Origin of the sequence: Streptomyces atroolivaceus, from assembly GCF_000717025.1 — a bacterium.
In the GTDB taxonomy this organism is placed as follows: domain Bacteria; phylum Actinomycetota; class Actinomycetes; order Streptomycetales; family Streptomycetaceae; genus Streptomyces; species Streptomyces atroolivaceus.
This window is the reverse complement of record NZ_JNXG01000017.1, coordinates 1-22,834: the sequence shown is the minus strand read 5'-3', so window position 1 is coordinate 22,834 and position 22,834 is coordinate 1. Positions and strand designations below refer to the sequence as shown.

Annotated in this window: 16 protein-coding genes; 10 read left to right on the top strand and 6 right to left on the bottom strand. The window is 72.1% G+C overall.

The features are described 5' to 3' along the window. Positions 1-47 precede the first annotated feature (47 nt). The 3 genes from OO67_RS27080 (at position 48) to OO67_RS27070 (ending at position 7,363) form a co-directional block, all read left to right on the top strand. Positions 48-1,574: a hypothetical protein gene (locus OO67_RS27080; protein ID WP_033304223.1), complete on the top strand. Its 1,527-nt coding sequence runs from the start codon at positions 48-50 to the stop codon at positions 1,572-1,574. Positions 1,575-1,641: 67 nt separating this feature from the next. Continuing rightward, positions 1,642-2,553 (top strand): membrane protein, encoded by a 912-nt coding sequence (locus OO67_RS27075; protein ID WP_033304222.1) that lies wholly within the window; start codon positions 1,642-1,644, stop codon positions 2,551-2,553. 76 nt (positions 2,554-2,629) lie between these two features. Next, complete coding sequence (locus OO67_RS27070; RefSeq protein WP_051709902.1) at positions 2,630-7,363, top strand: hypothetical protein; 4,734 nt, start codon at positions 2,630-2,632, stop codon at positions 7,361-7,363. A gap of 21 nt (positions 7,364-7,384) precedes the next feature. Here OO67_RS27070 and OO67_RS27065 read toward each other — a convergent pair whose 3' ends face one another. Continuing rightward, positions 7,385-7,855 carry a hypothetical protein gene (locus OO67_RS27065; RefSeq protein ID WP_033304220.1) on the bottom strand — a complete coding sequence of 157 codons (471 nt, stop codon included), beginning with the start codon at positions 7,853-7,855 and terminating at the stop codon, positions 7,385-7,387. Between the two features lie 510 nt (positions 7,856-8,365). Here OO67_RS27065 and OO67_RS27060 point away from each other — a divergent pair. Genes OO67_RS27060 through OO67_RS27045 form a run of 4 tightly spaced genes read left to right on the top strand, consistent with a single transcriptional unit; the run spans position 8,366 to position 12,643 of the window. Beyond that, positions 8,366-11,170: a nitrate- and nitrite sensing domain-containing protein gene (locus tag OO67_RS27060; protein ID WP_033304218.1), complete on the top strand. Its 2,805-nt coding sequence runs from the start codon at positions 8,366-8,368 to the stop codon at positions 11,168-11,170. Further along, the gene (locus OO67_RS27055; RefSeq protein WP_033304216.1) at positions 11,167-11,610 is read left to right on the top strand and encodes a roadblock/LC7 domain-containing protein; all 444 of its coding nucleotides are present in this window, start codon (positions 11,167-11,169) and stop codon (positions 11,608-11,610) included. Before OO67_RS27060 ends, OO67_RS27055 begins: the two co-directional genes overlap by 4 nt. Before the next feature lie 9 nt (positions 11,611-11,619). Next, positions 11,620-12,057, top strand: a complete 438-nt coding sequence (locus tag OO67_RS27050) for a DUF742 domain-containing protein (protein WP_033304215.1) — start codon at positions 11,620-11,622, stop codon at positions 12,055-12,057. After that, the gene (locus OO67_RS27045; RefSeq protein ID WP_033304214.1) at positions 12,038-12,643 is read left to right on the top strand and encodes a GTP-binding protein; all 606 of its coding nucleotides are present in this window, start codon (positions 12,038-12,040) and stop codon (positions 12,641-12,643) included. The genes OO67_RS27050 and OO67_RS27045 overlap by 20 nt, the downstream gene beginning before the upstream one ends. 131 nt (positions 12,644-12,774) lie before the next feature. Here the strand turns inward: OO67_RS27045 and OO67_RS27040 are convergent, their stop codons facing one another. After that, a complete protein-coding gene (locus tag OO67_RS27040) occupies positions 12,775-13,122 on the bottom strand; it encodes an Mpo1-like protein (RefSeq protein ID WP_033304212.1) in 348 nt (115 codons plus the stop codon). A 121-nt stretch (positions 13,123-13,243) separates the two neighbouring features. Further along, positions 13,244-14,050, bottom strand: a complete 807-nt coding sequence (locus OO67_RS27035) for a M15 family metallopeptidase (RefSeq protein WP_033304211.1) — start codon at positions 14,048-14,050, stop codon at positions 13,244-13,246. A 60-nt stretch (positions 14,051-14,110) separates the two neighbouring features. Between OO67_RS27035 and OO67_RS27030 the strand changes: the two genes are divergently transcribed. After that, positions 14,111-14,608 carry an NUDIX domain-containing protein gene (locus OO67_RS27030; RefSeq protein WP_033304676.1) on the top strand — a complete coding sequence of 166 codons (498 nt, stop codon included), beginning with the start codon at positions 14,111-14,113 and terminating at the stop codon, positions 14,606-14,608. On the opposite strand, the gene OO67_RS27025 is transcribed toward OO67_RS27030, so the two are convergent. Continuing rightward, positions 14,599-16,968, bottom strand: coding sequence for a glycoside hydrolase family 31 protein (locus tag OO67_RS27025; protein WP_033304210.1), 2,370 nt, complete (start codon positions 16,966-16,968; stop codon positions 14,599-14,601). The two genes, OO67_RS27030 and OO67_RS27025, sit on opposite strands and share 10 nt — an antisense overlap. A 220-nt stretch (positions 16,969-17,188) precedes the next feature. On the opposite strand from OO67_RS27025, the gene OO67_RS27020 reads away from it, so the two are divergent. Continuing rightward, positions 17,189-19,174, top strand: coding sequence for an acetoacetate--CoA ligase (locus OO67_RS27020; protein ID WP_033304209.1), 1,986 nt, complete (start codon positions 17,189-17,191; stop codon positions 19,172-19,174). A 77-nt stretch (positions 19,175-19,251) separates the two neighbouring features. Then, positions 19,252-20,166 carry a hypothetical protein gene (locus tag OO67_RS27015; protein ID WP_051709898.1) on the top strand — a complete coding sequence of 305 codons (915 nt, stop codon included), beginning with the start codon at positions 19,252-19,254 and terminating at the stop codon, positions 20,164-20,166. A gap of 69 nt (positions 20,167-20,235) precedes the next feature. On the opposite strand, the gene ptsP is transcribed toward OO67_RS27015, so the two are convergent. Next, positions 20,236-21,906 (bottom strand): phosphoenolpyruvate--protein phosphotransferase, encoded by a 1,671-nt coding sequence (gene ptsP / locus OO67_RS27010; protein WP_033304208.1) that lies wholly within the window; start codon positions 21,904-21,906, stop codon positions 20,236-20,238. A gap of 75 nt (positions 21,907-21,981) precedes the next feature. After that, positions 21,982-22,431 (bottom strand): PTS sugar transporter subunit IIA, encoded by a 450-nt coding sequence (locus tag OO67_RS27005; protein WP_033304207.1) that lies wholly within the window; start codon positions 22,429-22,431, stop codon positions 21,982-21,984. Positions 22,432-22,834 lie beyond the last annotated feature (403 nt).

Below are 22,834 nucleotides of genomic sequence, written 5' to 3'. Positions count from 1 at the left end.
CTGCGCCGTTTCGACCGTTGTCGGTGCGAGGACCTAATCTGTGCAGCGTGACTTCGCCTGCCGACACCCAGACCGCTGCGCCCCAGCTCAGCGCGGGACCGAGGCCCGCCCCGGGCCCCGCCGCCGATGAGGGGCTCTCGCGTCGGCTGCGCGCGCTCGCCTGCACCGCTCCGCTGCACGACCTCGACGTGCGCAAGGCCAACCTCGCAGGCGAGTACACGGTCTACGCGATGGCCGAAGTCGCCCTCGCCGCGATCGACCTGGTCACCCTCAACATGGACTTCGACACCGGTGCCGACCACGACCAGATAGTGGCCAGGCTCCTCCCGCGGGTCGCCGCCCAGGCACCGCGCCGGCCCGTCACCGAGCACGAGCGGGTGGCGCGCTGGGTCCTGGAGAACCTGATCAACGTCGGGAGCGTGGACCGCGGCTTCCGCGCCGTGTACGGCACCTTCGGACCCGACGGCGTCTACGTCCGCAGGGACTACGACTTCAAGCTCATCGAGGAGGTCCCCGGCCACGGCGGCATCGTCTACCTCCGCACCACCGACGAGGCGGTCAACGTCCTGGTCGGCGCCCTGGACACGGATGTCACCAGCGCCCAGATCGCCGCCGAGGTGAAGCTGGAGGTCCTCATCAGCCGGGGCCGCCTCGCCGACGCGCAGCTCGCCGCGGAACAGGCCCGGTACCGCACCGTGCAGTACGCCGAGACGCTCCGCAGGACGCTCGAGGCGACCCGGCGCAACGTCCGTGCCGTCGACTGGCTCAACGCCGTACCCGACATGATCACCGAGGCGCTCGACCACGTCGCCGACCGCTACCGCCACGAGAACGCCATCCTCACCAACATCCGCAAGGCCAGGGACGAGGCGGAGGAACCCGAGAACAAGCGCCGCGCCGCCGAACTCGTCGACATCGTCAAGGACTGCATCCGCCGCCACACCCAGCTCCAGTCCCGGCTTCTGGAGGCGGGGCCCCTCTTCCGGGCCGAACAGGACCGGCAGGCGTTCGCCACCCCCACGGCGCGGGCAGGCCTCGACCTCTACGGACAGCTCGTCGTACCGCTGCTGCCGCTCCCCGTCGAACAGGCCACCCGGGCCACCGACGCGTTCTTCGCGCACGGCACAGGGCTGCGCACGCCGACCTCGGTCCGGGTCGGCGACCTCGTCGACCTGTTGCTCATGCCCCCGGTGGAGCGGGAGCACCTCGGCGCCGAGATGCCCGAGCCCGACCTCATCGCCACCCCGGACGACAGCCGGTTCAGCGAGGAGCAGCTCGGACACGCCATGGAGCTGCTCGACCTGGAGCACGACGCCCCGCGCCGGCTCTCAGGACTTCTCGCCGAGGCCCGGCTGCGCGACCCCGAGCTGCCCTACCTGGTCGCCCTGCTCGCCGTGCACGCGGCGAGTCCGCCGGTCGGCACGGCCTACCGCCAGGGCGAGCGGCGGCTGCTGTTCGCCGTCGACGACGGCACCCCGCTCGAGGACCACGAGTTCGGCGGAGCCGACCTGATAGTGGGCATGGCCCTGCTGGACGCGGCGGGGATGGCCGCGGACCGCAAGGACGCCTCATGAGCGTTCCCGGCCCGACCACCCGCCCCCTGCCGCCCGAGAGCGGCACCCGTACCGAGGAGTCACAGAGTTGAGCGAGCAGCACGCCGAGCACACCGATGCGTGGGGCGACCAGTCCCTCACGCACGCGGCCGACGCCGCCCGGCCGGCCGCTCCCGCCGCTCTCACCCCCGCGGACGCGGCCGACGCGGCCCGCCTGGTCTCCTTCGGGCTGCAGCCGAAACTGATGCCCGCCCGGGACGCCGAATACACCGAGCTGCTCCGGCGCTACCGCGAGGAGCCCGCATTCGCCAGGCTCGCCGACGCCGTCGCCACCGGTCTCGGACTCGTCGTCCTGGAGGTCTCCACCCGCGCCGGGATGGCGGTGACCGCCGGAGAGGACTCGGTCTTCACCGTCCGCATGGGCGACTACGCCAGGCGCGCCTCCTCCGACTCGGCCGACCGCTTCCTGCACGGCCTCGCCCACCTCGCCGTCGCCGCCATGGCCTTCCCGCGGCCCGAAGACCTGGCCGACGACTCCTACATCGGCCGCATCACGGTCAACGGTGTCGACGCCTTCGTGCGCCAGGCCTGCCGACGACTGGAGGAGCGCGCCGAGGAGCAGGGTGACAACACCGACCCGGCCACCGACGCCCCCGGTCTGGAGTCGGGGTGGCGCGTCTACGCCCGCCGCAGTGCCACCGGCGCCACCAAGGACGCCCGCAGGCTCGCCGGCTCCACCACCGGCATCATCGGCAAGGCGGTCGCCTTCCTCACGGACTCGGGCTTCCTCCAGCGCACCGGGGACGACTCGGGGGGCGCCTACCGGACCACGGCCCGCTACCAGCTCCAGGTACGCGACATGGCCGGCAGCGCCGCCATGGCCGAGCTGCTGGAACTGGGCGTCGTCCCGGTCACGGACGGGTCGGCGACCCTGCTGCCCCCACCCGACACCGACGGCCTGGAGCTGGCCGCCGACGCGGGACTTCCCTTCCACTCCTGAGCCCGGCCCCGCCCCGCCCCCCACCCCCTGCCGCACCAGTCGCCCCCCGCCGCCTGAACGACGAGAGTCCGCCGCCATGTACGAGTTGTCCCGGGTCCGCCTCTACTCCATCGGGCCCGCCGGTGCGCGCTACGCCGACACCGTGCTCGACCTGCGCGGCGTCGGCGCGCCCGTGCCCAGGCCCGCGCCGGCCCAGGCGGAGTTCTTCGAGGACGAGCCCGTCGGCCCCCCGCGCCGCCCCGCACCCGCGGGAGTGCTGTTCCTGGAGAACGGCGGCGGCAAGTCCGTCCTGCTCAAGCTGATCTTCTCCGTGATGCTGCCGGGGCACCGCAACACCCTGGGCGGCGCCAGCTCCGGCGTCCTGCGCAAGTTCCTGCTCGCCGACGACTGCGGACACGTCGCCCTGGAGTGGCAGCACACGCTCACCGGAGAGTGCGTCGTCGTCGGCAAGGTCAGCGAATGGCGCGGCCGCCAGGTCTCCAACGACCCCCGCAAGTTCGCCGAGGCCTGGTACTCCTTCCGCCCGGGGCCCGGCCTCAGCCTCGACAGCCTTCCCGTCGCCGAGGCCACCTCGGTGGGCCGCCCCGTCGAAGGCGCCTCCGGTGCCCGCGGCAGGCGCCGCACCATGAAGGGCTTCCGCGACGCCCTCACCGACGCCGGCAAGTTCTACCCGCACCTCGACGTGCACTGGGAAGAGATCCACGACCGCTGGAACGAACACCTCGGCGACCTGGGGCTCGACCCGGAACTCTTCCGCTACCAGCGTGAGATGAACGCCGACGAGGGGGAGGCCGCCGGACTCTTCGCGGTCAAGAAGGACTCCGACTTCACCGACCTGCTCCTGCGGGCAGTCACCGACACCCGTGACACGGACGGCCTCGCCGACCTCGTCAGCGGCTTCGGGAACAAGCTCGGCCGACGAGCCGAGCTCACCGCGGAACGCGACTTCACCGCCGGTTCCGTCGACCTGCTGGGCCGGATCGTCGAGGCCACCGCCAACCGGGCCCGCAGCCGTGACGTCCACGCCGGTGCCGAGCGGCGCACCCGCACCCTCGCCCGCAGGCTCTCCGCCCGCGCCGCCGAGGAACGCGGCCGCACCGCCGAGCTCGCCCAGCTGGTCACCGCAGCCGCCCACACCGTCACCGAGGCCGACGCCGCCCGGGGCCACCGCGACCTGATCGCGGCCGAGCTGGCCTACCGGCACGCCTCCCTCGCCCTGACCGCTGCCGAGAGGAGTGCCGCGGCCCAGCGCCGTGAGCTCGGCGAGGCACGCACCCTCCACGCCGCCTGGCAGGCCGCCGAAGCGGTCCTGCGCCACCGGGCGGCCGCCGACCGCTCGGCCCGGGTCGCCGTCGCCATCCGGGAGGCCGAGCGCGACGCGGCTCCCGCCCTGGCCGCGCGCGCCACGGCCGCCGCCGATCTCGTACGCGCCCTGCACACCGCCGCCGAGGCGGGGGAGAAGGTGGCCGACGAGGAGGAGGAGCGCTCAGCGACCCTGCAGGCCACCGGGGAAACGGCGCACCGGGACGCCACCACCGCTGCCACCGAGGCCCAGCGCGCCCGCAGCGAGGCCGGCCACCTGCGCCAGCGTCTCGCCGAGGTCGAGCAGGAGACGGCCGAGGCCGTCCGGGCGGGCTGGCTCGACGACACAGCTCCGGACGCCGACCCGGCCCGCGCGGCCCTCGCCGCGAACGACGCGGAACAGGCCGCGGTAGCCGCCTGGGACACGGCGCGGGAGGCCGCCCGGGCAACCGCCGACCGGGCCCGGGAGGCCGCGGCGACGGAGAGCCGCAGCGAGCTCGCCGCGGCCCGCGCCGCCGACGGCGCACAGGCAGCGGAACAGTCCTACGAGGCCGAGCGCAGGGCCGCGGAGTCGATCGCCGCCGACCACCGTCTCGCCGACCTGCTGGGTCTCCCCACGGCCTCCGGCATCGGTGTCCCGCGTCCGCGCAGCGCGGACGCGGGAACGGACGGCAACGACGAGCCCACCGGAGGGGAGGCGCAGTCCCTCACCGCCGAGGAGTTCGACAACAGCGCCGACGAGCTGCGCGAGCTCCTCGACCAGGGCGTCGCCGCCGCCGAACGCAGGCTCTTCGACCTGCGCACCGCCGCCGCCGACGACTCCCGCATCCTCGGAGCCCTCGGGGACGGCGGACTGCTGCCGCCGGGCCCCGACGTCCTCGCCACCGTCGAATACCTCGGTGAGCACGGCATCCCGGCCCTGCCCGGCTGGCGCTACCTCGCCCAGGCCGTCGATCCCGCCGACCACGCGGCGGTCCTGGCCGCACGGCCCGAGCTCGTCGACGGTGTCGTCATCACCGACCCCGACGCGCACACCCGCGCCCGTGAAGTCCTGGCCGCCGCCGCACTGCTGCCCCGGTCGGCCGTCGCCGTCGGCACCACGGCCGCTCTCCTCGCCCCCGTACCGGCGCCCGACGGCGCCGGTGCCGACGACGTGTTCCTCGTCCCGCCCAACCCCGCTATGCACGACGAACACGCCGCCGACGAGGAGCGCCAGACGCTCAGGGCGCGGGCCGCGGCACGCGACGAGGACATCAGGTCGCTCGCGGCCCGCCTCACCGCCGACCGCTCCCTCGCCGCCCGTATCGGCTCGTGGCGCGCCGACTGCCCGCCCGGCATGCTGGCCGAGCTCGGCGAGGCCGCCGGTACCGCTCGCGCCGCCGCGGAAACCGCGGAATCCGCCTTGGCCGAGGCCCGTACCGTGCGCGCCGAGGCCGACGAGGCCGCTGCCGACGCCGCACGTGTCCGGGACGAGCGCCAGGAGGCGGCCCAGCGCGCCCGCCGCGCCGCCGACGCGCTCGCCGGCCTCGCCCACCGCCTCCGTGACCGGGCGGGCTGGCAGGCGCGGCTGCGTGAACTGACCGACGAGGCAGCCGAATCCGAGGCACGCGCCACGGCGTGTCTGGAGCGGGCACGTGCAGCCGACGAGGACCGCCGTGCCGCCCAGCGCGCCGCGGACGACGCCCACCGGACCGCCCGTGCCCTGCGCGCCGAACGCGCCGAGATCGCGGGTGCCCCGGAAACGCTCCCGGAGCCCGACGCCTCCGCCGCGCGGACCTCCCTGCCCGCTCTGCGCGAGGCATACCGTGCGGCCTCACAGCTGTACGAGAAGGTGGGAGTCGGAGCCGACCTGCGGGCCGAGCAGGCGCGTGCCGAGAGCGACGAGAGCGCGGCCCTGGCCGAACTCGACCGCCTCACCAACAAGGTCCGTACACGCGCGGCGCTGCTCCTCGAAGGCACCGACGGCGCCGACGGGCCCTCCCGGCAGGCGGCCGCCGCCCGCGCCGAGTCCCTGGTCCAGCTTCTGGAGACGAGGGCGTCCACGGCCAGCGAACAGCTCGGCCGGCTCCGCGGAGAGACCGAACGGCTCGCCCCCGCCGACGAGGCGCCCCACCACACCCAGCTCCCCGCCGACCTGGTTCCTGCCGACGCCGACCAGGCCCAGGCCCTGCTCCGCACGGCGACGGCCGAACTGGCCTCCGCCACCACGGCGCTGGACACCGCGCGCGCCGCCCACGCCGAGCTGCTGCGCGCCCACCGGACCGCGGAGGACTCGGCGGGCGGGTTCGACGAGACCGCCGCGCTCCTGCGTGACCTGCTCAGGGACCACGGCGCGGACGAGGAGACCGAAGCCTCCGACCCGTACCAGGGCACCCTGGAGGAGGCCCGGCATTCCGCCGCCGAGACACGCCGCTCACTGCGCGGCTGCGCCACCGACCTGTCGGCTGCGGAGAGTTCCGTGCGGGAGGCGAGCGACGTCCTCGTGCGGCACGCCAACTCCACCCGGTACGAACAGGTCCGCACACCGGCACGGCAGCAGATCCGGGAACTCCCGGCGGCCGCCCTGCCCGACCACGCCGAGAAGTGGGCCGCGGCCTTCGCTCCGAGGCTGCGCGTGCTCACCGACGAGCTCGCCCAGCTGGAGCGCAACCGCGACTCCATCGTCGACCGGCTCCGCGGGCTCGTGGAGTCTGCCCTCACGACGCTCCGCTCCGCGCAGCGGCTCTCGCAGCTGCCCGAAGGACTGGGGGAGTGGTCCGGCCAGGAATTCCTCCGGATCCGCTTCGAGGAACCCGACCAGGCCACGCTCACCGAGCGGCTCGGCGAGGTCATCGACGAGGCCACGCACGCGGCCCTCAAGAAGAACTCCGACATGCGCAGGGACGGCATGTCCCTTCTGCTGCGAGGTGTTCAGGCGGCGCTGCAGCCCAAGGGCATCGCCGTGGAGATCCTCAAGCCGGACGCGGTGCTGCGTGCCGAGCGTGTGCCGGTCGGACAGATGGGCGACGTCTTCTCCGGAGGCCAGCTGCTGACCGCCGCGATCGCGCTGTACTGCACGATGGCGGCCCTGCGCAGCAACGACCGGGGCCGCGACCGGCACCGCCACGCGGGCACCCTCTTCCTCGACAACCCGATCGGACGCGCGAACGCCACGTATCTGCTGGAGCTTCAGCGCGCGGTCTCCGACGCGCTGGGAGTCCAGCTGCTCTACACGACCGGGCTCTTCGACACCACGGCGCTCGCCGAATTCCCGCTCGTCATCCGCCTCCGCAACGATGCGGACCTGCGCGCGGGGCTGAAGTACATCAGCGTGGAGGAGCACCTCAGGCCGGGTCTGCCCCAACAGGACCCGGAGGGTGAGACCGTCCACGGCGAGATCACCGCGACCCGCATGTTCAAGCGGACCGGCGAGGCGCCCGGCACCGTGGGCGGCGCGCCGGTCCCGGAGATGCGCACGGAGACGACGGGTACGCACACCGGGCCCGCGCAGGCCTCGGAGAAGCGGTAGGGGGAAGCCGGAGCGCGGCCGTCAGGCCCGGGAGAGCCGGCCGTCGCCCCGGCGTCGTATCCGTGCTTCCCTGCGCGCCTGGGCACGGGCGGCGCGCCTGCCGGCCCGGCGCTCCCGTCGCATGCTGCGCGCCGTGCTGCTGGGCACGGACACCACGCCGTTGCGCTGGTTCCACACCTGGCGGGTCACCCAGACGTCCAGCACCGACCACGTCGCCACGACCGTGCCGGCCACGCCGCTCAGCACCATCGGGAAGGCGAGCCAGGACCCGGCCAGTGTGCAGAGGAAGGCGACCATGGCCTGGATGATCGTCAGCGACATGATGAGGACGGCGCGCACGGCGGCCGTCCTCACCGGGTCCGGCATCCTCCGCCGTATCGCGGGTTCCTCGACCCACAGCTGCCGCGGGATCCGGGCACCCGCCGCAGACGCACCTGCCGCACTCGTGCCCGCCGGCGGTGCGGCCGTGCTCCTGCGCTCGTCCGTGTCCAAAGGACCTTCAACTCCCCACCACTGTCCGACTCAAGGGTGGCTGCCCGGCTCGCGCCCGTTCTACGCGGGCGGAGCCGGTCGCCTGTCGCACGTACCCCCGTGGGGTTCTTCTGCCCCGTACGTGTGGACGAACGCCACGTCGTGAAGATTCCCGCCCGGGGGCAGCAACCAGCCCCGAAAGGTCACGGAACGAAGAATTCCAGCCAACTGCCGTGTGTGAATCCATCGTCTCCGGCCAGCAGTTCTCTGTCGCTTTCGCGAATTTCTTCACCGGGAATACCGGGACAACTGGTGAGCAACTCGGGGCGGTGCGGCCGGAATTCGTCCGGACACGTCTTCGAGTTACCGGTAGGTCAGTAGTAGGCTCGCGCCGTTTGTTGACGGAACTCCGGCCGACGCTCGGTGGGCCGCGGCAGGAACACCGGAACAACCAGGAGGTCCGGGCGACCGGACCCACCGGGGACACCGACACAACCACCCCCGCTGAGCGGGGCCGAGCTGGGGGAGGCCATGCGCTTTCGCGGGAAGTCCATCCGCAGGAAGATCGTGGCGTTGCTCCTGGTGCCGCTCGCCTCCCTCACGGGACTCTGGGTCTTCGCCACCTACGTCACCGGTCGTGAGGCCGGCGAGCTGATGGGCGCGAGCGCCATCGTGGAGCAGGTCGGCCACCCCCTGGAAGACACCATCCGCGCCGTCCAGGGCGAACGCCGCCAGACACTCGTCTTCCTCGCCGACCCCCGGGCCTCGGACGCCCTGCCCCTGCTGCGCCGCCAGCGTGCCCAGACCGACCGTGTCGTGGCCGAGGTCAGGCAGAGCGCGGAGAGCGAGGACATCCGCGACAAGCTGAGCCCCGAGGCGGAGGCCCAGCTCGACTCGATCCTCAGCGAGATCGACGGGCTGGACGCGCTGCGCGGATCCGTCGAGAAGCGCACCATCGACCGGACCAGGGCCCTCGATTTCTACAACGGTCTCGTCGACCCGTCCTACCGCTTCCTGAACGGTCTCCACACGATGGAGAACGTGTCGATGGACAAGCAGGTCCGGGCCCTGGTCGGCATCTCCCGGGCCCGCGAGATGCTCTCCCGTGAGGACGCCCTGATCGCGTCGGGCCTCATCGCCGGACGCCTCGGTGCCCCCGAACTCCGCGTCGTCTCCGACCTCGCCGCCAGCCGCAAGCTCCTGTACGAGGTCAACCTCGAGCTCCTGCCGGCCGGCGAGCGCAGCCGTATGGAGCAGTACTGGAGCAGCCCCGACACCGAGCCGCTGCGAACGGCCGAACAGAGGCTCATCGCCGCGGGCCCGGTCACGAAACCGGGTGCGGTCGACGCCGAGCGCTGGCAGGAGGCGGCCCCGCCGGTCCTGGACCACCTGGCCAACGACGGCACCGAGATGTCCAACCGCTTCCAGGACCGCGCCGAACCCGCCGGCTACCGGGTCCTGATCCAGGCCGGTGTCGCCGGTGTCCTGGGATTCGTCGCCCTGCTCGTGTCGGTCTTCGTGTCCGTGCGCGTGGGGCGCGAACTCGTCCGTGACCTGTCCCGGCTGCGCAAGGACGCCCATGAGGTGTCAGGGGTGAGGCTGCCCAGCGTGATGCGGCGGCTGGCCGCGGGGGAGCAGGTGGACGTGGAGACGGAAGCCCCCCACCTCAGTTACGAGCGCGACGAGATCGGCCAGGTCGGGCAGGCCCTCAACACCCTGCAGCGGGCCGCCGTCGAGGCCGCCGTCAAGCAGGCCGACATGCGCCGGGGCGTCTCCGAGGTCTTCGTCAACCTCGCACGCCGCAACCAGGTGCTGTTGCACCGTCAGCTGACGCTCCTGGACACCATGGAGCGGCGTACCGAGAACGGTGACGAGCTCGCCGACCTCTTCCGCCTCGACCACCTCACCACCCGCATGCGCCGCCACGCGGAAGGCCTGGTGATCCTCTCCGGGGCCGCCCCGTCCCGGCAGTGGCGCAAGCCGATCCAGCTGATGGACGTGGTGCGCGCGGCGGTCGCCGAGGTGGAGGACTACGAGCGCATCGAGGTCCGGCGCCTGCCCCGCATCGGCGTGGGCGGCCCTGCCGTGGCCGACCTCACCCACCTGATCGCGGAACTGCTGGAGAACGCCACGGTGTTCTCACCCCCGCACACGGCCGTCCAGGTGCACGGCGAGCGCGTGGCCAACGGCTTCACCCTCGAGATCCACGACCGCGGGCTCGGCATGGCGCCGGAGGTGCTTCTGGACGCCAACCTGCGGCTCGCCGAGACACCCGACTTCGAGCTCTCCGACACCGACCGGCTCGGCCTCTTCGTCGTCAGCCGGCTGGCCCAGCGGCAGAACGTCAGGGTGTCGCTGCAGACCTCACCGTACGGAGGGACGACCGCGGTCGTCTTCATCCCGGCGCAGCTGCTCACCGACGCTCCCGACACGCACGGCACAGGCTTCCGCCTCGACCGCCGGGCGGAGAAGGCGATCGGTGGCGGCCGGCCGGGCAGCCTCGTGCCGGGCAGCGACAAGGCCCGCAGGGACGGAGTCGCGGACAAGGACATTCCGGGCAGGCCCTCCGGGCTCTCCCCGGTCCCCGCCGGCCTCACCGACCCGTCGGTGCTCGACGGTCCCGTCGAGCTCGAAAGCCCGGTGGGCCCGCTCGGGTTCACCGACGACCCGGCACTCGACCGGGAGCTCGATCCGGCTCTCGGGCCCGTCCTCGACGGCGTATCCGATCTGGAGGACACCGAGAGCGAGCGCGGCGGCATCTTCCGGGCCCGTGACCTGCGCAGGGCGGCCGACCGGGAACAGCACCAGCAGGCCTTCGACGCGTCGGACGGCCGCTCCGCGGACGTCCGGCCGATGCGGCCCGCAGGCCCCGTGCCGCTGCCGCGCCGCAAGCCGCCGACGCTCGTCACCGACCAGGGCCGCCGGATCGGCGACGGGGGACGCGCCCATCCCGGCGCACCCGAGGGCTTCCCCTCGTTCCCCGGACCGGAAACCGTCACCGCGGAGCCCGGTCCGGGCACGCGGCGGGCCGACGGGGCCCCGACGCGGCTCAGGCCCGCGCCCCGGCCGTCCGCGCCGGACACGGTGGGCGGCCTCCCTCGCAGGGTCCGGCAGGCGAGCCTCGCCCCACAGCTCCGGGAGGACTCCGCAGGGCGGACTTCCGGCCACGCCCCCGTGGACACGGACGACGACCTCGAACGTGACGCGGACGAAGTACGCAATCGCATGGCTTCGCTTCAACGCGGCTGGCAACGCGGCCGTCGGCAGAACGCCGAGGACGCGGCCGGCCCCGGCGAGACAGCACCAGGAACGACTCCGGGAGGGGACGGTCGATGACCGCACCGAACGCCGCAGCACACAACGCCGCACGCCAGGGCTCCGGCCAGCTCAACTGGCTCCTCGACGAACTGGTCGAGCGCGTCGCGAGCATCCGCAAGGCGCTGGTCCTGTCCAGCGACGGCCTCGCCACCGGCACGTCCCAGGACCTGACCCGGGAGGACAGCGAGCACCTGGCGGCCGTCGCCTCGGGGTTCCACAGCCTCGCCAAGGGCGTGGGACGCCACTTCGACGCCGGCCGGGTCCGCCAGACCGTGGTCGAGCTCGACGAGGCCTTCCTCTTCGTCACGGCGGCCGGCGACGGCAGCTGTCTCGCCGTCCTGGCCGACTCCGACTCGGACGTCGGACAGGTGGCGTACGAGATGACCCTGATGGTCAAGCGCGTGGGGGCGCACCTGGCCAACGCCCCCCGTACCGACGGTCTGCCCGCCGGAGGGTGAGGTGAGGGGATGAGCGCAGACTCCTTCCGGGACACCGCGTCCGGATCACCATCCGCTCCCACCGGAGCGGGCTCCTCGCGCTGGTACGACGCCGAAGCGGGGCCGGTGGTCCGGCCCTACGCGATGACCCGGGGGCGTACCAGCAGCGCGACCCGTCATCGCCTCGACCTGATCGCGATCGTCATCCCCGAACCGGCGGCGGACGATCCCGGCAGGGACCAGACGCTCTCCCCGGAACACGTGGAGATCGTCGAACTGTGCAGCGACATGCCCCAGTCGATCGCCGAACTCGCCTCCGGGCTGGACCTCCCCGTCGGGGTGGTCCGTGTCCTGGTCGGTGACCTCGTCGAGGACGAACTGGTGCACGTCACCCGTCCCGTTCCGCCGGCCGAGCTGCCGGACGAGAGCCTTCTCCGCGAGGTGATCAATGGCCTTCGGGCGCTCTAGCCGCAGAAAGCGGCACGTCGAGCCCGTCACTCTGAAGATCCTGGTGGCGGGCGGCTTCGGCGTGGGCAAGACGACCCTGGTGGGCGCGGTCAGCGAGATCAGACCGCTGCGTACGGAGGAGAGACTGAGCGAGGCGGGGCGTCCCGTCGACGACGTGGCGGGGGTCGAAAGCAAGAACACCACCACGGTGGCCATGGACTTCGGCCGGATCACCCTGCGTGAGGACCTGGTCCTCTATCTTTTCGGGACCCCCGGACAGGACCGCTTCTGGTTCCTCTGGGACGAACTGGCCCAGGGAGCCCTGGGTGCGGTGGTCCTCGCGGACACCCGGCGGCTGGAGGACTGCTTCGCGGCGGTCGACTACTTCGAGCGCCGCGGGATCCCGTTCACGGTCGCCGTCAACCTCTTCGAAGGTGCGGAGCAGTTCCCCACCGAGACGGTCCGGGCGGCACTCGACCTCGACCCCGAGGTGCCGGTGCTCCTCTGCGACGCGCGCGACCTGGCGTCCGTACGGGATGTGCTCGTCGCGGTCGTGGAGCACGCCATGGTGCGTGCCGACCGGCTCCGGGAACCCGCCAGGACCTGACATCCGCACGTGACGCGGCCCGTACCCCCGCCGACCGGGGTACGGACCGCGCGTACGGTGCGGGGGGCAGCGGGCGTGACAGGAGTCTTCACCCGGGGTGACGGGCCGTCAACCCTCCGCGCGCACGCAGGTCACGGATTCCCGGCGAGCCACTCGGCCGCGATCTCGGCCAGTTCGCCGTCCCGGCCGGCAAGCATCATCCGGATCATCTGCACATCGCCGCGCAACGACCACGCGGGATGCCCGAACGTCGCCGGGTTGTTCTTCTCGATGAGGAAGTGCGCGGGCCACGCGGCGCCGTACCCGACCAGAGGCAGGGCCAGGGCGTAGCGCTTGCGGCCCCGGGAGAGGCCGTACGCGGTGATCGCGAGGCCGGTCAGGGTCCCGGTCAGATGCACCCATCGGGTCGCCGCCCTGGAGTGCATGGCGACGTAGTAGGGCCAGAACTCTTCATACGACTCGAACGTCTGCTGTGACATAAAGGCACCGTAATGGCTGGATCGGCAACCGGACACGGCAGTTCCGCGTCCGACAATAAGAACGGGCGGCCGGAGCCCACGGGGGTGGTCCCGGTCGCCCGTTCTCCTCCCGGGCAGGCGGTCAGTGCCCCGCGACGGAGCGCCTCGCCACCGGGAAGTCGAAGTAGGTGTCCGGGAAGAGCTCGGGCTTGTAGGTGAAGTGCCACCACTCCTCCGCCAGATTCGAGAATCCGAGGCCGGCGAGCGTCTGCTTGAGCAGCTGCCGGTGGGCACGCTGTGCTCCCCCCACCCGGGGGTCGTCCGTGTGGGACAGGGTGTCGAAACAGTCGTAACCCGTGCCCATGTCCACCGAGTTGTCGGGGAAGCGCTCGTCCTTCGGCGCGTAGCACGGAGCCAGATCCTCGCCCGGCTCGTAGGGCCTGGTCGGAAGCGCAGGCAGCTTCACCAGGGTGAGGTCCACCGTGCTGCCCCGGCTGTGACCGGACTTCTCGGCGATGTAACCGTCCTCGAACAGCCGGGCCTTGTCGACCAGCGGATAGAACTCGTCCTTCATGACCTGGTCGTCGAGATCCTGGGCCCAGCGCACGAAGTGGTCCACAGCGCGCTGTGGCCGGTAGCAGTCGTACACCTTGAGCGAGTAGCCCTGACGCAGGAGGCTCCGCTGGGCCGTGCGCAGTGCGCGGGCGGCGGGCCGGGTCAGGATGCAGACGGACTGCCGGTAGCCGTCCACCGGTTCTCCGATGAAGTTGTGCGCGGTGGTGTACCGCATCTCCGTGATGATCGTCGGATCTACGGAGCGGAGGTCGACGAACTCCGGCGGAGCCTTGGGTTCGGGCCTGGCCACCGCCACCGGGGCGGCGGCGGTCACGGCCAGCAGAGCGGCGCCGGCGGCGGCAAGGGCGCGGAGAATGCGAGCAGTTCCTGTCATGGGCACACCGTCTATCAGCTTCGGGGCCACAAGAGAAGAGTGATCGGATACAGTCCGCCCGTGAAGGACACCCACTGCGGCAGCTGCGGGGCTTCGTACGCCACCGACGCCTGGCCCCGCACCTGCACGGCCTGCGGTCACACCGCCTACCGCAACCCGCTGCCCGTGGCCGTCGCCCTGCTGCCCGTCACCGGACCGCACGGCACCGGCCTCGTCGTCATCACCCGCAGCATCCCTCCGCACGCCGGCGGGATCGCGCTGCCCGGCGGCTACATCGACCGGACCGAGGACTGGCGCCACGCCGTCGTACGCGAACTGCGCGAGGAGACCGGCATCGGGGCCGACGAGACGGACGTACGCCTCGCCGACGCCCTGAGCTCCCCGGACGGCCACCTCCTGCTCTTCGGACTGCTCCCGCCGCGCCCCGCCGGCGAACTCCCGCCCTCCGCGCCGACGGACGAGACAGCCGGATACGACGTGCTGCGCACCCCCGGCGAACTCGTCTTCCCTCTGCACACGCGGGCCGTGCGGTCCTGGTTCGACGGCGCCTACCGCTGAGACGGGGCCGGCAGCCCCCGCACCCGGACCGGATACGGCACCAGTCCCTCCTCACCGTCACGCTCCACGACCACACGCCCGGACCTCACGCACGACGTGTAGCGCTCCACCTCGGCCCGCGCCCACCCGTCGCCCACGTCCCCCACGACCAGCCCGCCCCCGGTGCGCCCGGCGGCCGGAGCCCACGCCTCCAGTTCGACGCCACCCTCCGGGCCCCGCACAGGGATCACCGCACCGGCCCGCGCCAGCACCGGAATCCGTGACAGCGGTGCGTCCACCACCGCCTGGCCCGGCCCTTCGTGCGCCTGCCCGGTCGCCGTGTCGTACCAGCGCCCGGGCGGCAGCCGCACCGGCCTGCGGTCCGTCCCCTCCTCCAGCACCGGCGCGACCAGCAGTGCGTCACCCAGCAGGAACGCGTCCTCGCAGTCCCGCAGCTCCCTGTCACCCGGCGCGCCCCACCACACCGGCCGCACATAGGGCGCGCCGGTCAGCCGGGCCAGCTCCGCCAGCGTCACGAAGTACGGCCGCATCCGTTCCCGCTCCTCCAGCACCCGCCTCGCATGCCCGAGCACCTGAGGCCCGAACTCCCACGGCTCCCGCCGGCCCGCGCCGATGGCCGCGTGCGTGCGGAACAACGGCATGTACGAACCCAGCTGGAACCAGCGCAGATAGAGCTCGGGCGACGGCGACCCGTCGAACCCGCCGACATCGGGCCCCGAGTAGGGCACCCCGCAGAGTCCGAGCCCCAGCACCAGGGCCAGTGAGGCCCGCAGCCCCGGCCACCCCGTGGCCACGTCACCGGACCAGGTGCCGCCGTACCGCTGCATCCCCGCCCACCCGGAACGGGAGAACAGGAAAGGCCGCTCGCCCGGGCGCAGCCGGCGAAGCCCCTCATAACCGGCCCTCGCCATCGCCAGCGCGTACACGTTGTGCGCCTCCCGATGGTCCCCGCCACGGCCCTCCAGGGAGTGCCGGGACGAACGGGGCAGCGAAGGGTCACCGAAGGCCGAGAACGCCACCGGCTCGTTCATGTCGTGCCACACCCCGGCGAATCCCTGGCCGAGCCGCTCCTCGTACAGCGCACCCCACCACTCCCGCACCAGTGGATCGGTGAAGTCCGGATAGACGCACTCGCCCGGCCACACCTCACCGCGCACGGGCACACCCTGCGGATCCCGGACGAACGCGCCCTCCGTACCGACCTCCAGACCGCTGTCGAACACCGCGTTGCCCGCCGTCGCCCTCACCGCCGGATCGACGATCGACACCAGCCGGACGCCGTCCTCACGCAGTTCCTCGGCCAGCCGGGGAAGACCGGGGAACGTCTCCCGGTCGACCGTGAACACCTGATGCGCGTCGTAGTGGTCGATGTCCAGGTGCAGCGCCGAGAGCGGCAGCTTCCGCTCCCGGTACCCCGCGACGATCCGCCGCACCTCCTGCTCGCTGCCGAACCCCCACCGGGCGTGCTGAGGACCCAGCGCCCACGACGGCGGCAGCGCCGGCGACCCCGTCAGCGCCGTCCAGCCCTGCAGCACCCGGGCCGGGGTACCCGCGACCACCCAGCAGCGGAGCGGGCCGCCGTCCACCCGCACCTCACAGGTGCCCGCCCGGTCATGCCCCGAGCCGGCACCCTCCTCACCCTCCCGGAGAGTCACCGCGCCCGACCAGGAGTTGTCGTGGAACGCCAGATGGGTCCCCGCGTCGGAGACCACCACCTGCACCGGCATCGTCAGGTACAGCGGATCGTCCCCCGGGCCGAATCGTCCGCCGGGATCGGTGTTCCACAGCCCGTACGTGCCCTCCCTCAGCCGGGGCCCGCCGGCCCGCCCGCCCAGTCCGAAGAAGCGCGCGTCGGCCGGGAGCTCGGACCGCTGCACCCACCGCGCCTCGCCACCCTCCACGGGTTCCCACCAGCGCGGCGGCAGCTCCCGGCGCAGCAGCACGCCACCAGGCGTACGCAGCTCCACCGCCCCGTCCCGTGACACGACGACCGTCAGCCGCTCCGACACCACCTTCCAGCGGCCGTTCGCGTCCGGTTCGAGACGCGCCCGCGGGTCGGGCTCCGGACCGTCCCCCGGCAACGCGTACGAGGGCAGCGGTCCCGCCCCGTCCCATGACCAGAACACCGCACCGCCCACCGCCACCCTGACCAGCAGCTGCGAGCGGGCGAAGCGTACGACCCCACCGCCCGGCCCGGGCTCCCCACTGATCAGAAGGCCGGGCACACGTGCCCGCTCCACACCGCGCGGCGTCAGCGCCCGCGCATCCGCACGCCTGTGCCGCCAGGCCGAGCGCACCGTACGCATCCCCTGCACAGAACCGGCCATTTTCATCGAGCGCACCAGGTCACGACCATCCATGACGGTCACCCTGCCATTCGCCGCGACGGAAACGTGGGCCGTTCAGCTTCCGTTCACCTGTGGCCGCGCCACACAGCGGGACACGCAAGCATGGCAGGGGGACCCTGGTGCGCGGGACGATCACATGGCATCGTCCGTCAAAGCCGTGCACGCGCACACCCCAGCCCGTGCGCGGGACGCACGCACACCCTCGCGTACACCGAAAGGCCAGGGAATCTCCATGACCTCTGCAGCCGGCGAAGCCCCCCTCTGGCAGCCCGATCCCGCCCGCGTCGAGGCCGCGGCCGTCACCCGCTTCCAGCGATGGGCGGCCGGACACCACGGAGCACCGGCCGACGGCGGCTACGCGGCACTGCACCGCTGGTCGGTCGACGAACTCGACACCTTCTGGCAGGCCGTCGCCGAGTGGTTCGACGTACGCTTCTCCACCCCGTACGAGGCCGTGATCGGCGACCGCACCATGCCCGGCGCCCAGTGGTTCCCCGGCGCCACCCTCAACTACGCCGAGCACGCCCTGCGTACGGCCGACGACCCGCTCCGCGCGGACGCCCCCGCCCTGCTGTACGTGGACGAGACCCACACCCAGGTCGCCCTCAGCTGGTCCGAACTCCGGCGGCAGGCGGGCTCGCTGGCCGCCGAGCTCCGCGCCCTCGGTGTCACGCCCGGCGACCGGGTCAGCGGTTACCTCCCCAACATCCCCCAGGCCGTCGTCGCGTTCCTCGCGACCGCCGCGGTCGGCGGGGTCTGGACCTCCTGCGCACCCGACTTCGGAGCCCGAAGCGTTCTGGACCGCTTCCAGCAGGTCGAACCCGTCGTCCTGTTCACCGTCGACGGCTACCGCTACGGCGGCAAGGAACACGACCGCACCGGCACCGTGGCCGAGCTCCGGCGCGAACTCCCCACCCTGCGTGCGGTCGTCCACATCCCGCTCCTCGGCACGGACGCGCCCGAAGGCGCCCTCGAATGGTCGGCGCTCACCGCCTCCGACACCGAACCGGAGTTCGAACAGGTCCCCTTCGAACACCCGCTGTGGGTGCTGTACTCCTCCGGCACGACCGGACTCCCGAAGGCGATCGTCCAGTCCCAGGGCGGAATCCTCCTCGAACACTTCAAGCAGATCGGGCTGCACTGCGACCTCGGTCCCGACGACCGCTTCTTCTGGTACACCTCCACCGGCTGGATGATGTGGAACTTCCTCGTCTCCGGCCTGCTCACCGGCACCACCCTGGTGCTGTACGACGGCAGTCCGGGATATCCGGACGTCCAAGCCCAGTGGCGCGTCGCCGAACAGACCGGCGCGACCTTCTTCGGCACGTCGGCCGCCTACGTCATGGCCTGCCGGAAAGCGGGCGTCCACCCGGGCCGTGACCACGACCTCAGCCGCGTCCAGTGCGTCGCCACCACCGGCTCCCCGCTCCCGCCCGACGGCTTCCGCTGGCTGCACGACGAGTTCGCCGACACCGGTGTCGACCTGTGGATCGCCTCCGTCAGCGGCGGGACGGACGTCTGCAGCTGCTTCGCGGGCGCGGTCCCCACCCTGCCGGTCCACATCGGAGAGCTCCAGGCCCCCTGTCTCGGCACCGATCTCCAGTCATGGGACCCCGCCGGCGAACCGCTCATCGGCGAGGTCGGCGAGCTCGTCGTGACCGCGCCCATGCCGTCCATGCCGGTCCGCTTCTGGAACGACCCCGACGGCAGCCGCTACCACGACAGCTACTTCGACATGTACCCCGGAGTCTGGCGCCACGGCGACTGGATCACCCTCACCGACCGCGGCTCGGTCGTCATCCACGGCCGGTCCGACTCCACCCTCAACCGTCAGGGCGTGCGGATGGGCTCCGCCGACATCTACGAGGCGGTCGAGCGGCTCCCCGAGATCCGTGAATCCCTGGTCATCGGCCTGGAAGAGCCGGACGGCGGCTACTGGATGCCCCTGTTCGTCCACCTCGCCGAGGGCGCCACGCTCGACGACGAACTCCGCGACAGCATCAAACGGACCATCCGCGAGAACCTCTCCCCCCGACACGTACCGGACGAGGTCATCGAGGTCCCGGGCATCCCGCACACCCTCACCGGCAAGCGCATCGAGGTCCCGGTCAAACGGCTCCTCCAGGGCACAGCCCTTCCCCGGGCGGTCAACCCCGGCTCCGTCGACAACCTCGAACTCCTCAGCTTCTACGAGGACCTCGCCCGCAGGCGCCTCTGACCAGGCCGCCCCCAAGCCGTTGTCAGTCCCCCTGATTACGCTGAGTGAGCATCGATCGACAGCGCACAGGGGGACACATGGCGCACATCAGGCAGACCAAGCGCAGCCGGCAACGCTCCGCCACATCCATGCGACGCACACTGCGCCGCGAAGTGTCCAGTACGGTCGGCCTCCTGGTCGACCCCGAGGACTTCGCGGCCATGCGTCACTACCGGAGCTTCACCTTCGAGGACCACTCCGTCTACCTGCGGCAGGTCGAAGGCCTGCTGCGCACGCTCGCCGCGCAGGGAACACACACCACCGTCGCCCTCTTCGACCCGGAGGACTACGCGGAGTTCTGCACCGGGTCCGGCCTCGACCCGGACGAGCACACGAGCCGCAGCCGCTACACCGCTGAGATCGCCTCAGCCGGCGCCACCGTGGCGTACACCGGCCAGCCCATCGACACCCTGATCCCGCTGCTCGTCTCACGAGCCGTCCGCCGCGCCACATGGGAGTACGCGACGATGCTCCTCGCCGGCCTCGGCGACTGCGCGGACTGCGGGCAGGACGTCGGCCGGTCCGCCTTCGACCGGGCGTCCCACCTGCTGATGCGTCTGCTGGAGACCGCGGGACCGGGAACGCATCATGTCGTCTGCAGCGTGCCCACGGAGAGCGAGCAGCTCCTCGCCGTCCTCCACACCGTCCGGAACACGGACGACGCGGCCCGCATCGAGTCGTCGGAAGGAGCCGAGTTCGCCACGGTGCTCGCCGTGGGCGTCGCGCTCGAGACCCAGGGAGGCGTCGTACTGCGCACCACGGCGCCCGGCTCCCCGGACCGGGTGCACGGCTGGCGCCTGCACCGGGGCAGCCTGCTCCCGCTCACGGCGGGCGAGGTGTTCAGCGCCTACTGCACCGACGCCGACACGGGCGAACCCGTGTCGCCGGAATCAGGCGTCGAGTACTGCGCGGGATTCGACCTCGGTGCCGATGAACCGGAGGCCCACCACTGAGAGACCGAAGGGGTCCCCGCCGGAACCGGCGGGAACCCCTTCACATCCGACTGCGTCCGGCGGACGGCGTCACTCGCCCGACAGCACCGCCTGCGCCGCGAGCCGTGCCTCGTCGGCGGAGTCCGCCGCACGGGCGGCGGAGGCGGCACGCTCGCACTGCGCGAGTGTGTGCTTCGCCAGCGTCGCCCGGACGTAGGGAATGGACGCCGCACCCATCGACAGCGAGGTGACACCCAGGCCTGTCAGCACACACGCCAGCAGCGGGTCCGACGCGGCCTCACCACAGACACCGCAGCTCTTGCCCTCGGCCCTGGCGGCGTCGGCCGAGAGCGCGACCAGGTCGAGCAGCGCGGGCTGCCACGGATCCTGCAGCCGCGAGACGGCCCCCACCTGGCGGTCGGCCGCGAAGGTGTACTGCGCCAGGTCGTTGGTGCCCAGCGACAGGAACTCCACCTCCTGCAGGATCGAGCGAGCCCTGAGCGCGGCCGACGGAATCTCGACCATCGCCCCGAACTTCGCCTGCAGTCCCGCCTCACGACAGGCATCGGCGAACGCCTTCGCGTCAGCACGGTCGGCCACCATCGGGGCCATGACCTCGAGGTAGACAGGCAGCCCCTCGGCCGCCCTCGACAGTGCCGTCAGCTGGGTCCGCAGCACATCGGGGTGGTCCAGCAGACTGCGCAGCCCACGCACACCCAGTGCGGGGTTCGGCTCGTCGGCCGGTGTCAGGAAGTCCAGCGGCTTGTCGGCACCGGCGTCCAGCACCCGCACGACGACACGGCCCTCGGGGAACGCCTCCAGCACCGCGCGGTAGGCCGCGATCTGCTTCTCCTCGGACGGCGCCTGCTTGCTGTCGTCCAGGAAGAGGAACTCCGTGCGGAACAGTCCGACGCCCTCGGCACCGGCCTCCACGGCAGCCGGCACATCACCGGGACCGCCGACATTGGCGAGCAGCGGCACCTTGTGTCCGTCGGAGGTGGCCCCCGGACCGGTCACCGCGGACAGCGCCGCCTTGCGGGCCGCCGAGGCGGCCTCCATCTCGGCGCGCTTCTCCTGGCTCGGCTCGACGAAGATCTCACCGGTACTGCCGTCCACCGCCACGACCGTGCCCTCGGTGATCTCGCCCGCTCCGGGGAGAGCCACGACGGCCGGAACTCCGAGCGCCCGCGCGAGGATGGCGCTGTGGCTGGTGGGCCCGCCCTCCTCCGTGACGAAGCCGAGCACCAGCGTGGGGTCGAGCAGGGCGGTGTCCGCGGGAGCCAGGTCACGCGCGATCAGCACATACGGCTCATCGCTGTCCGGCACGCCCGGCATCGGAACGCCCAGCAGTCGCGCCACGATCCGGTTCCGCACGTCGTCGAGGTCGGCCACGCGACCCGCGAGGTACTCCCCGGCGTTGGCCAGCAGAGCCCGGTACGCGGCGAACGCGTCGTAGACACCGCGCTCAGCGGTGCTGCCGACTGCGATACGGCGTTCGACATCGGCGATGAGCTCGGGGTCCTGCGCCATCATGGCCTGGGCCTCGAGCACGTGCTGTGCCTCGCCCCCCGCCAGGTTGCCGCGCGCGATGAGGTCGGCCGCGACAGCTTCCACGGCCTGGCGGGCACGCCCCTGCTCGCGCTCGGCCTCTTCCGCGGGAATCTGTTTGGCCGGCGGCTCGAGTACCGCCGTACCCATGTGCCGAACCTCGCCGATGGCCACACCGTGGCTCACGCCGACGCCTCGCAGCGTTGTCTCCATTTCACCCGTCTCCGATTGTGCGGCGGCTGAGCCGCCGCGGTGGATCCCAACTGGCTCGTTACTGCGCCGAGGGTGTCACTGCCATCCGAACAGCGTCTCGCCGACCTTCACGTCGCCGTCCTCGCGCACGTCGGAGAGGGACTCGGCAGTGGCCTCAAGGGCCACGACCGGGCAGATCGCGGACTTTCCGGCCGCCTCCACACCGGCGGGGTCCCACCGGACGATGCCCTGACCACGGGTCACTGTGTCTCCCTTGTTCACGAGGAGCTCGAATCCCTCGCCGTTGAGCTGCACGGTGTCGATCCCGAGGTGCGTCAGTACCCCGTGGCCCTGGTCGTCGACGACCACGAAGGCGTGCGGGTGAAGGGAGACGACGATGCCGTCCACCGGAGAGACGGCCTCCGAAGGCTCGCGCACGGGGTCGATGGCAGTACCGGGACCCACCATCGCGCCGGAGAACACCGGGTCGGGAACCGCGGTGAGCCCGATGGCGCGGCCGGCGAGGGGGGACGTCACTGTGGTCATGGAGGGCCTCCAAGGGGGGTGGGGATCCGTATGTCACCGCCACGGCTGATGGAGGGCGGCACTGATCAGCAGCGTAAGTCATATGAAGTCCCGGTTCCGCCCGAGAGCTACCGGTTGGCCGACCCGGGGACGCACCGGAAACGATTTGCCTCGCCCCACAGCGGCCTGTACTGTCGTACCCCTGCCTGACCCCAACGTGACTTCGAGTCCGGGGTCGGCAGCGACTCCCAAGCCCAGACCATAACTCTGATTGTGCTTCCGCATGCTCGCGGAACCCCGGTCAAAGGAAAGGGAAAAGGCCTGCTAGAGTCGGACTCGCCGGAAAGGGAAACGCGAAAGCGAAGAACTGGAAAGCGAATGAGCAGGAACCCGCTTCGGCCGGGAATCGGACACGAAAGAGTCT

Excerpts from the sequence above, each read along its gene's own strand:
- OO67_RS27070 (WP_051709902.1), top strand. The coding sequence starts at position 2,630 with ATGTACGAGTTGTCCCGGGTCCGCCTCTACTCCATCGGGCCCGCCGGT.
- OO67_RS27060 (WP_033304218.1), top strand. The coding sequence starts at position 8,366 with ATGCGCTTTCGCGGGAAGTCCATCCGCAGGAAGATCGTGGCGTTGCTC.
- OO67_RS27055 (WP_033304216.1), top strand. The coding sequence starts at position 11,167 with ATGACCGCACCGAACGCCGCAGCACACAACGCCGCACGCCAGGGCTCC.
- OO67_RS27050 (WP_033304215.1), top strand. The coding sequence starts at position 11,620 with ATGAGCGCAGACTCCTTCCGGGACACCGCGTCCGGATCACCATCCGCT.
- OO67_RS27045 (WP_033304214.1), top strand. The coding sequence starts at position 12,038 with ATGGCCTTCGGGCGCTCTAGCCGCAGAAAGCGGCACGTCGAGCCCGTC.
- OO67_RS27040 (WP_033304212.1), bottom strand. The coding sequence starts at position 13,122 with ATGTCACAGCAGACGTTCGAGTCGTATGAAGAGTTCTGGCCCTACTAC.
- OO67_RS27035 (WP_033304211.1), bottom strand. The coding sequence starts at position 14,050 with ATGACAGGAACTGCTCGCATTCTCCGCGCCCTTGCCGCCGCCGGCGCC.
- OO67_RS27025 (WP_033304210.1), bottom strand. The coding sequence starts at position 16,968 with ATGGATGGTCGTGACCTGGTGCGCTCGATGAAAATGGCCGGTTCTGTG.
- OO67_RS27020 (WP_033304209.1), top strand. The coding sequence starts at position 17,189 with ATGACCTCTGCAGCCGGCGAAGCCCCCCTCTGGCAGCCCGATCCCGCC.
- OO67_RS27015 (WP_051709898.1), top strand. The coding sequence starts at position 19,252 with ATGGCGCACATCAGGCAGACCAAGCGCAGCCGGCAACGCTCCGCCACA.
- ptsP (WP_033304208.1), bottom strand. The coding sequence starts at position 21,906 with ATGGAGACAACGCTGCGAGGCGTCGGCGTGAGCCACGGTGTGGCCATC.
- OO67_RS27005 (WP_033304207.1), bottom strand. The coding sequence starts at position 22,431 with ATGACCACAGTGACGTCCCCCCTCGCCGGCCGCGCCATCGGGCTCACC.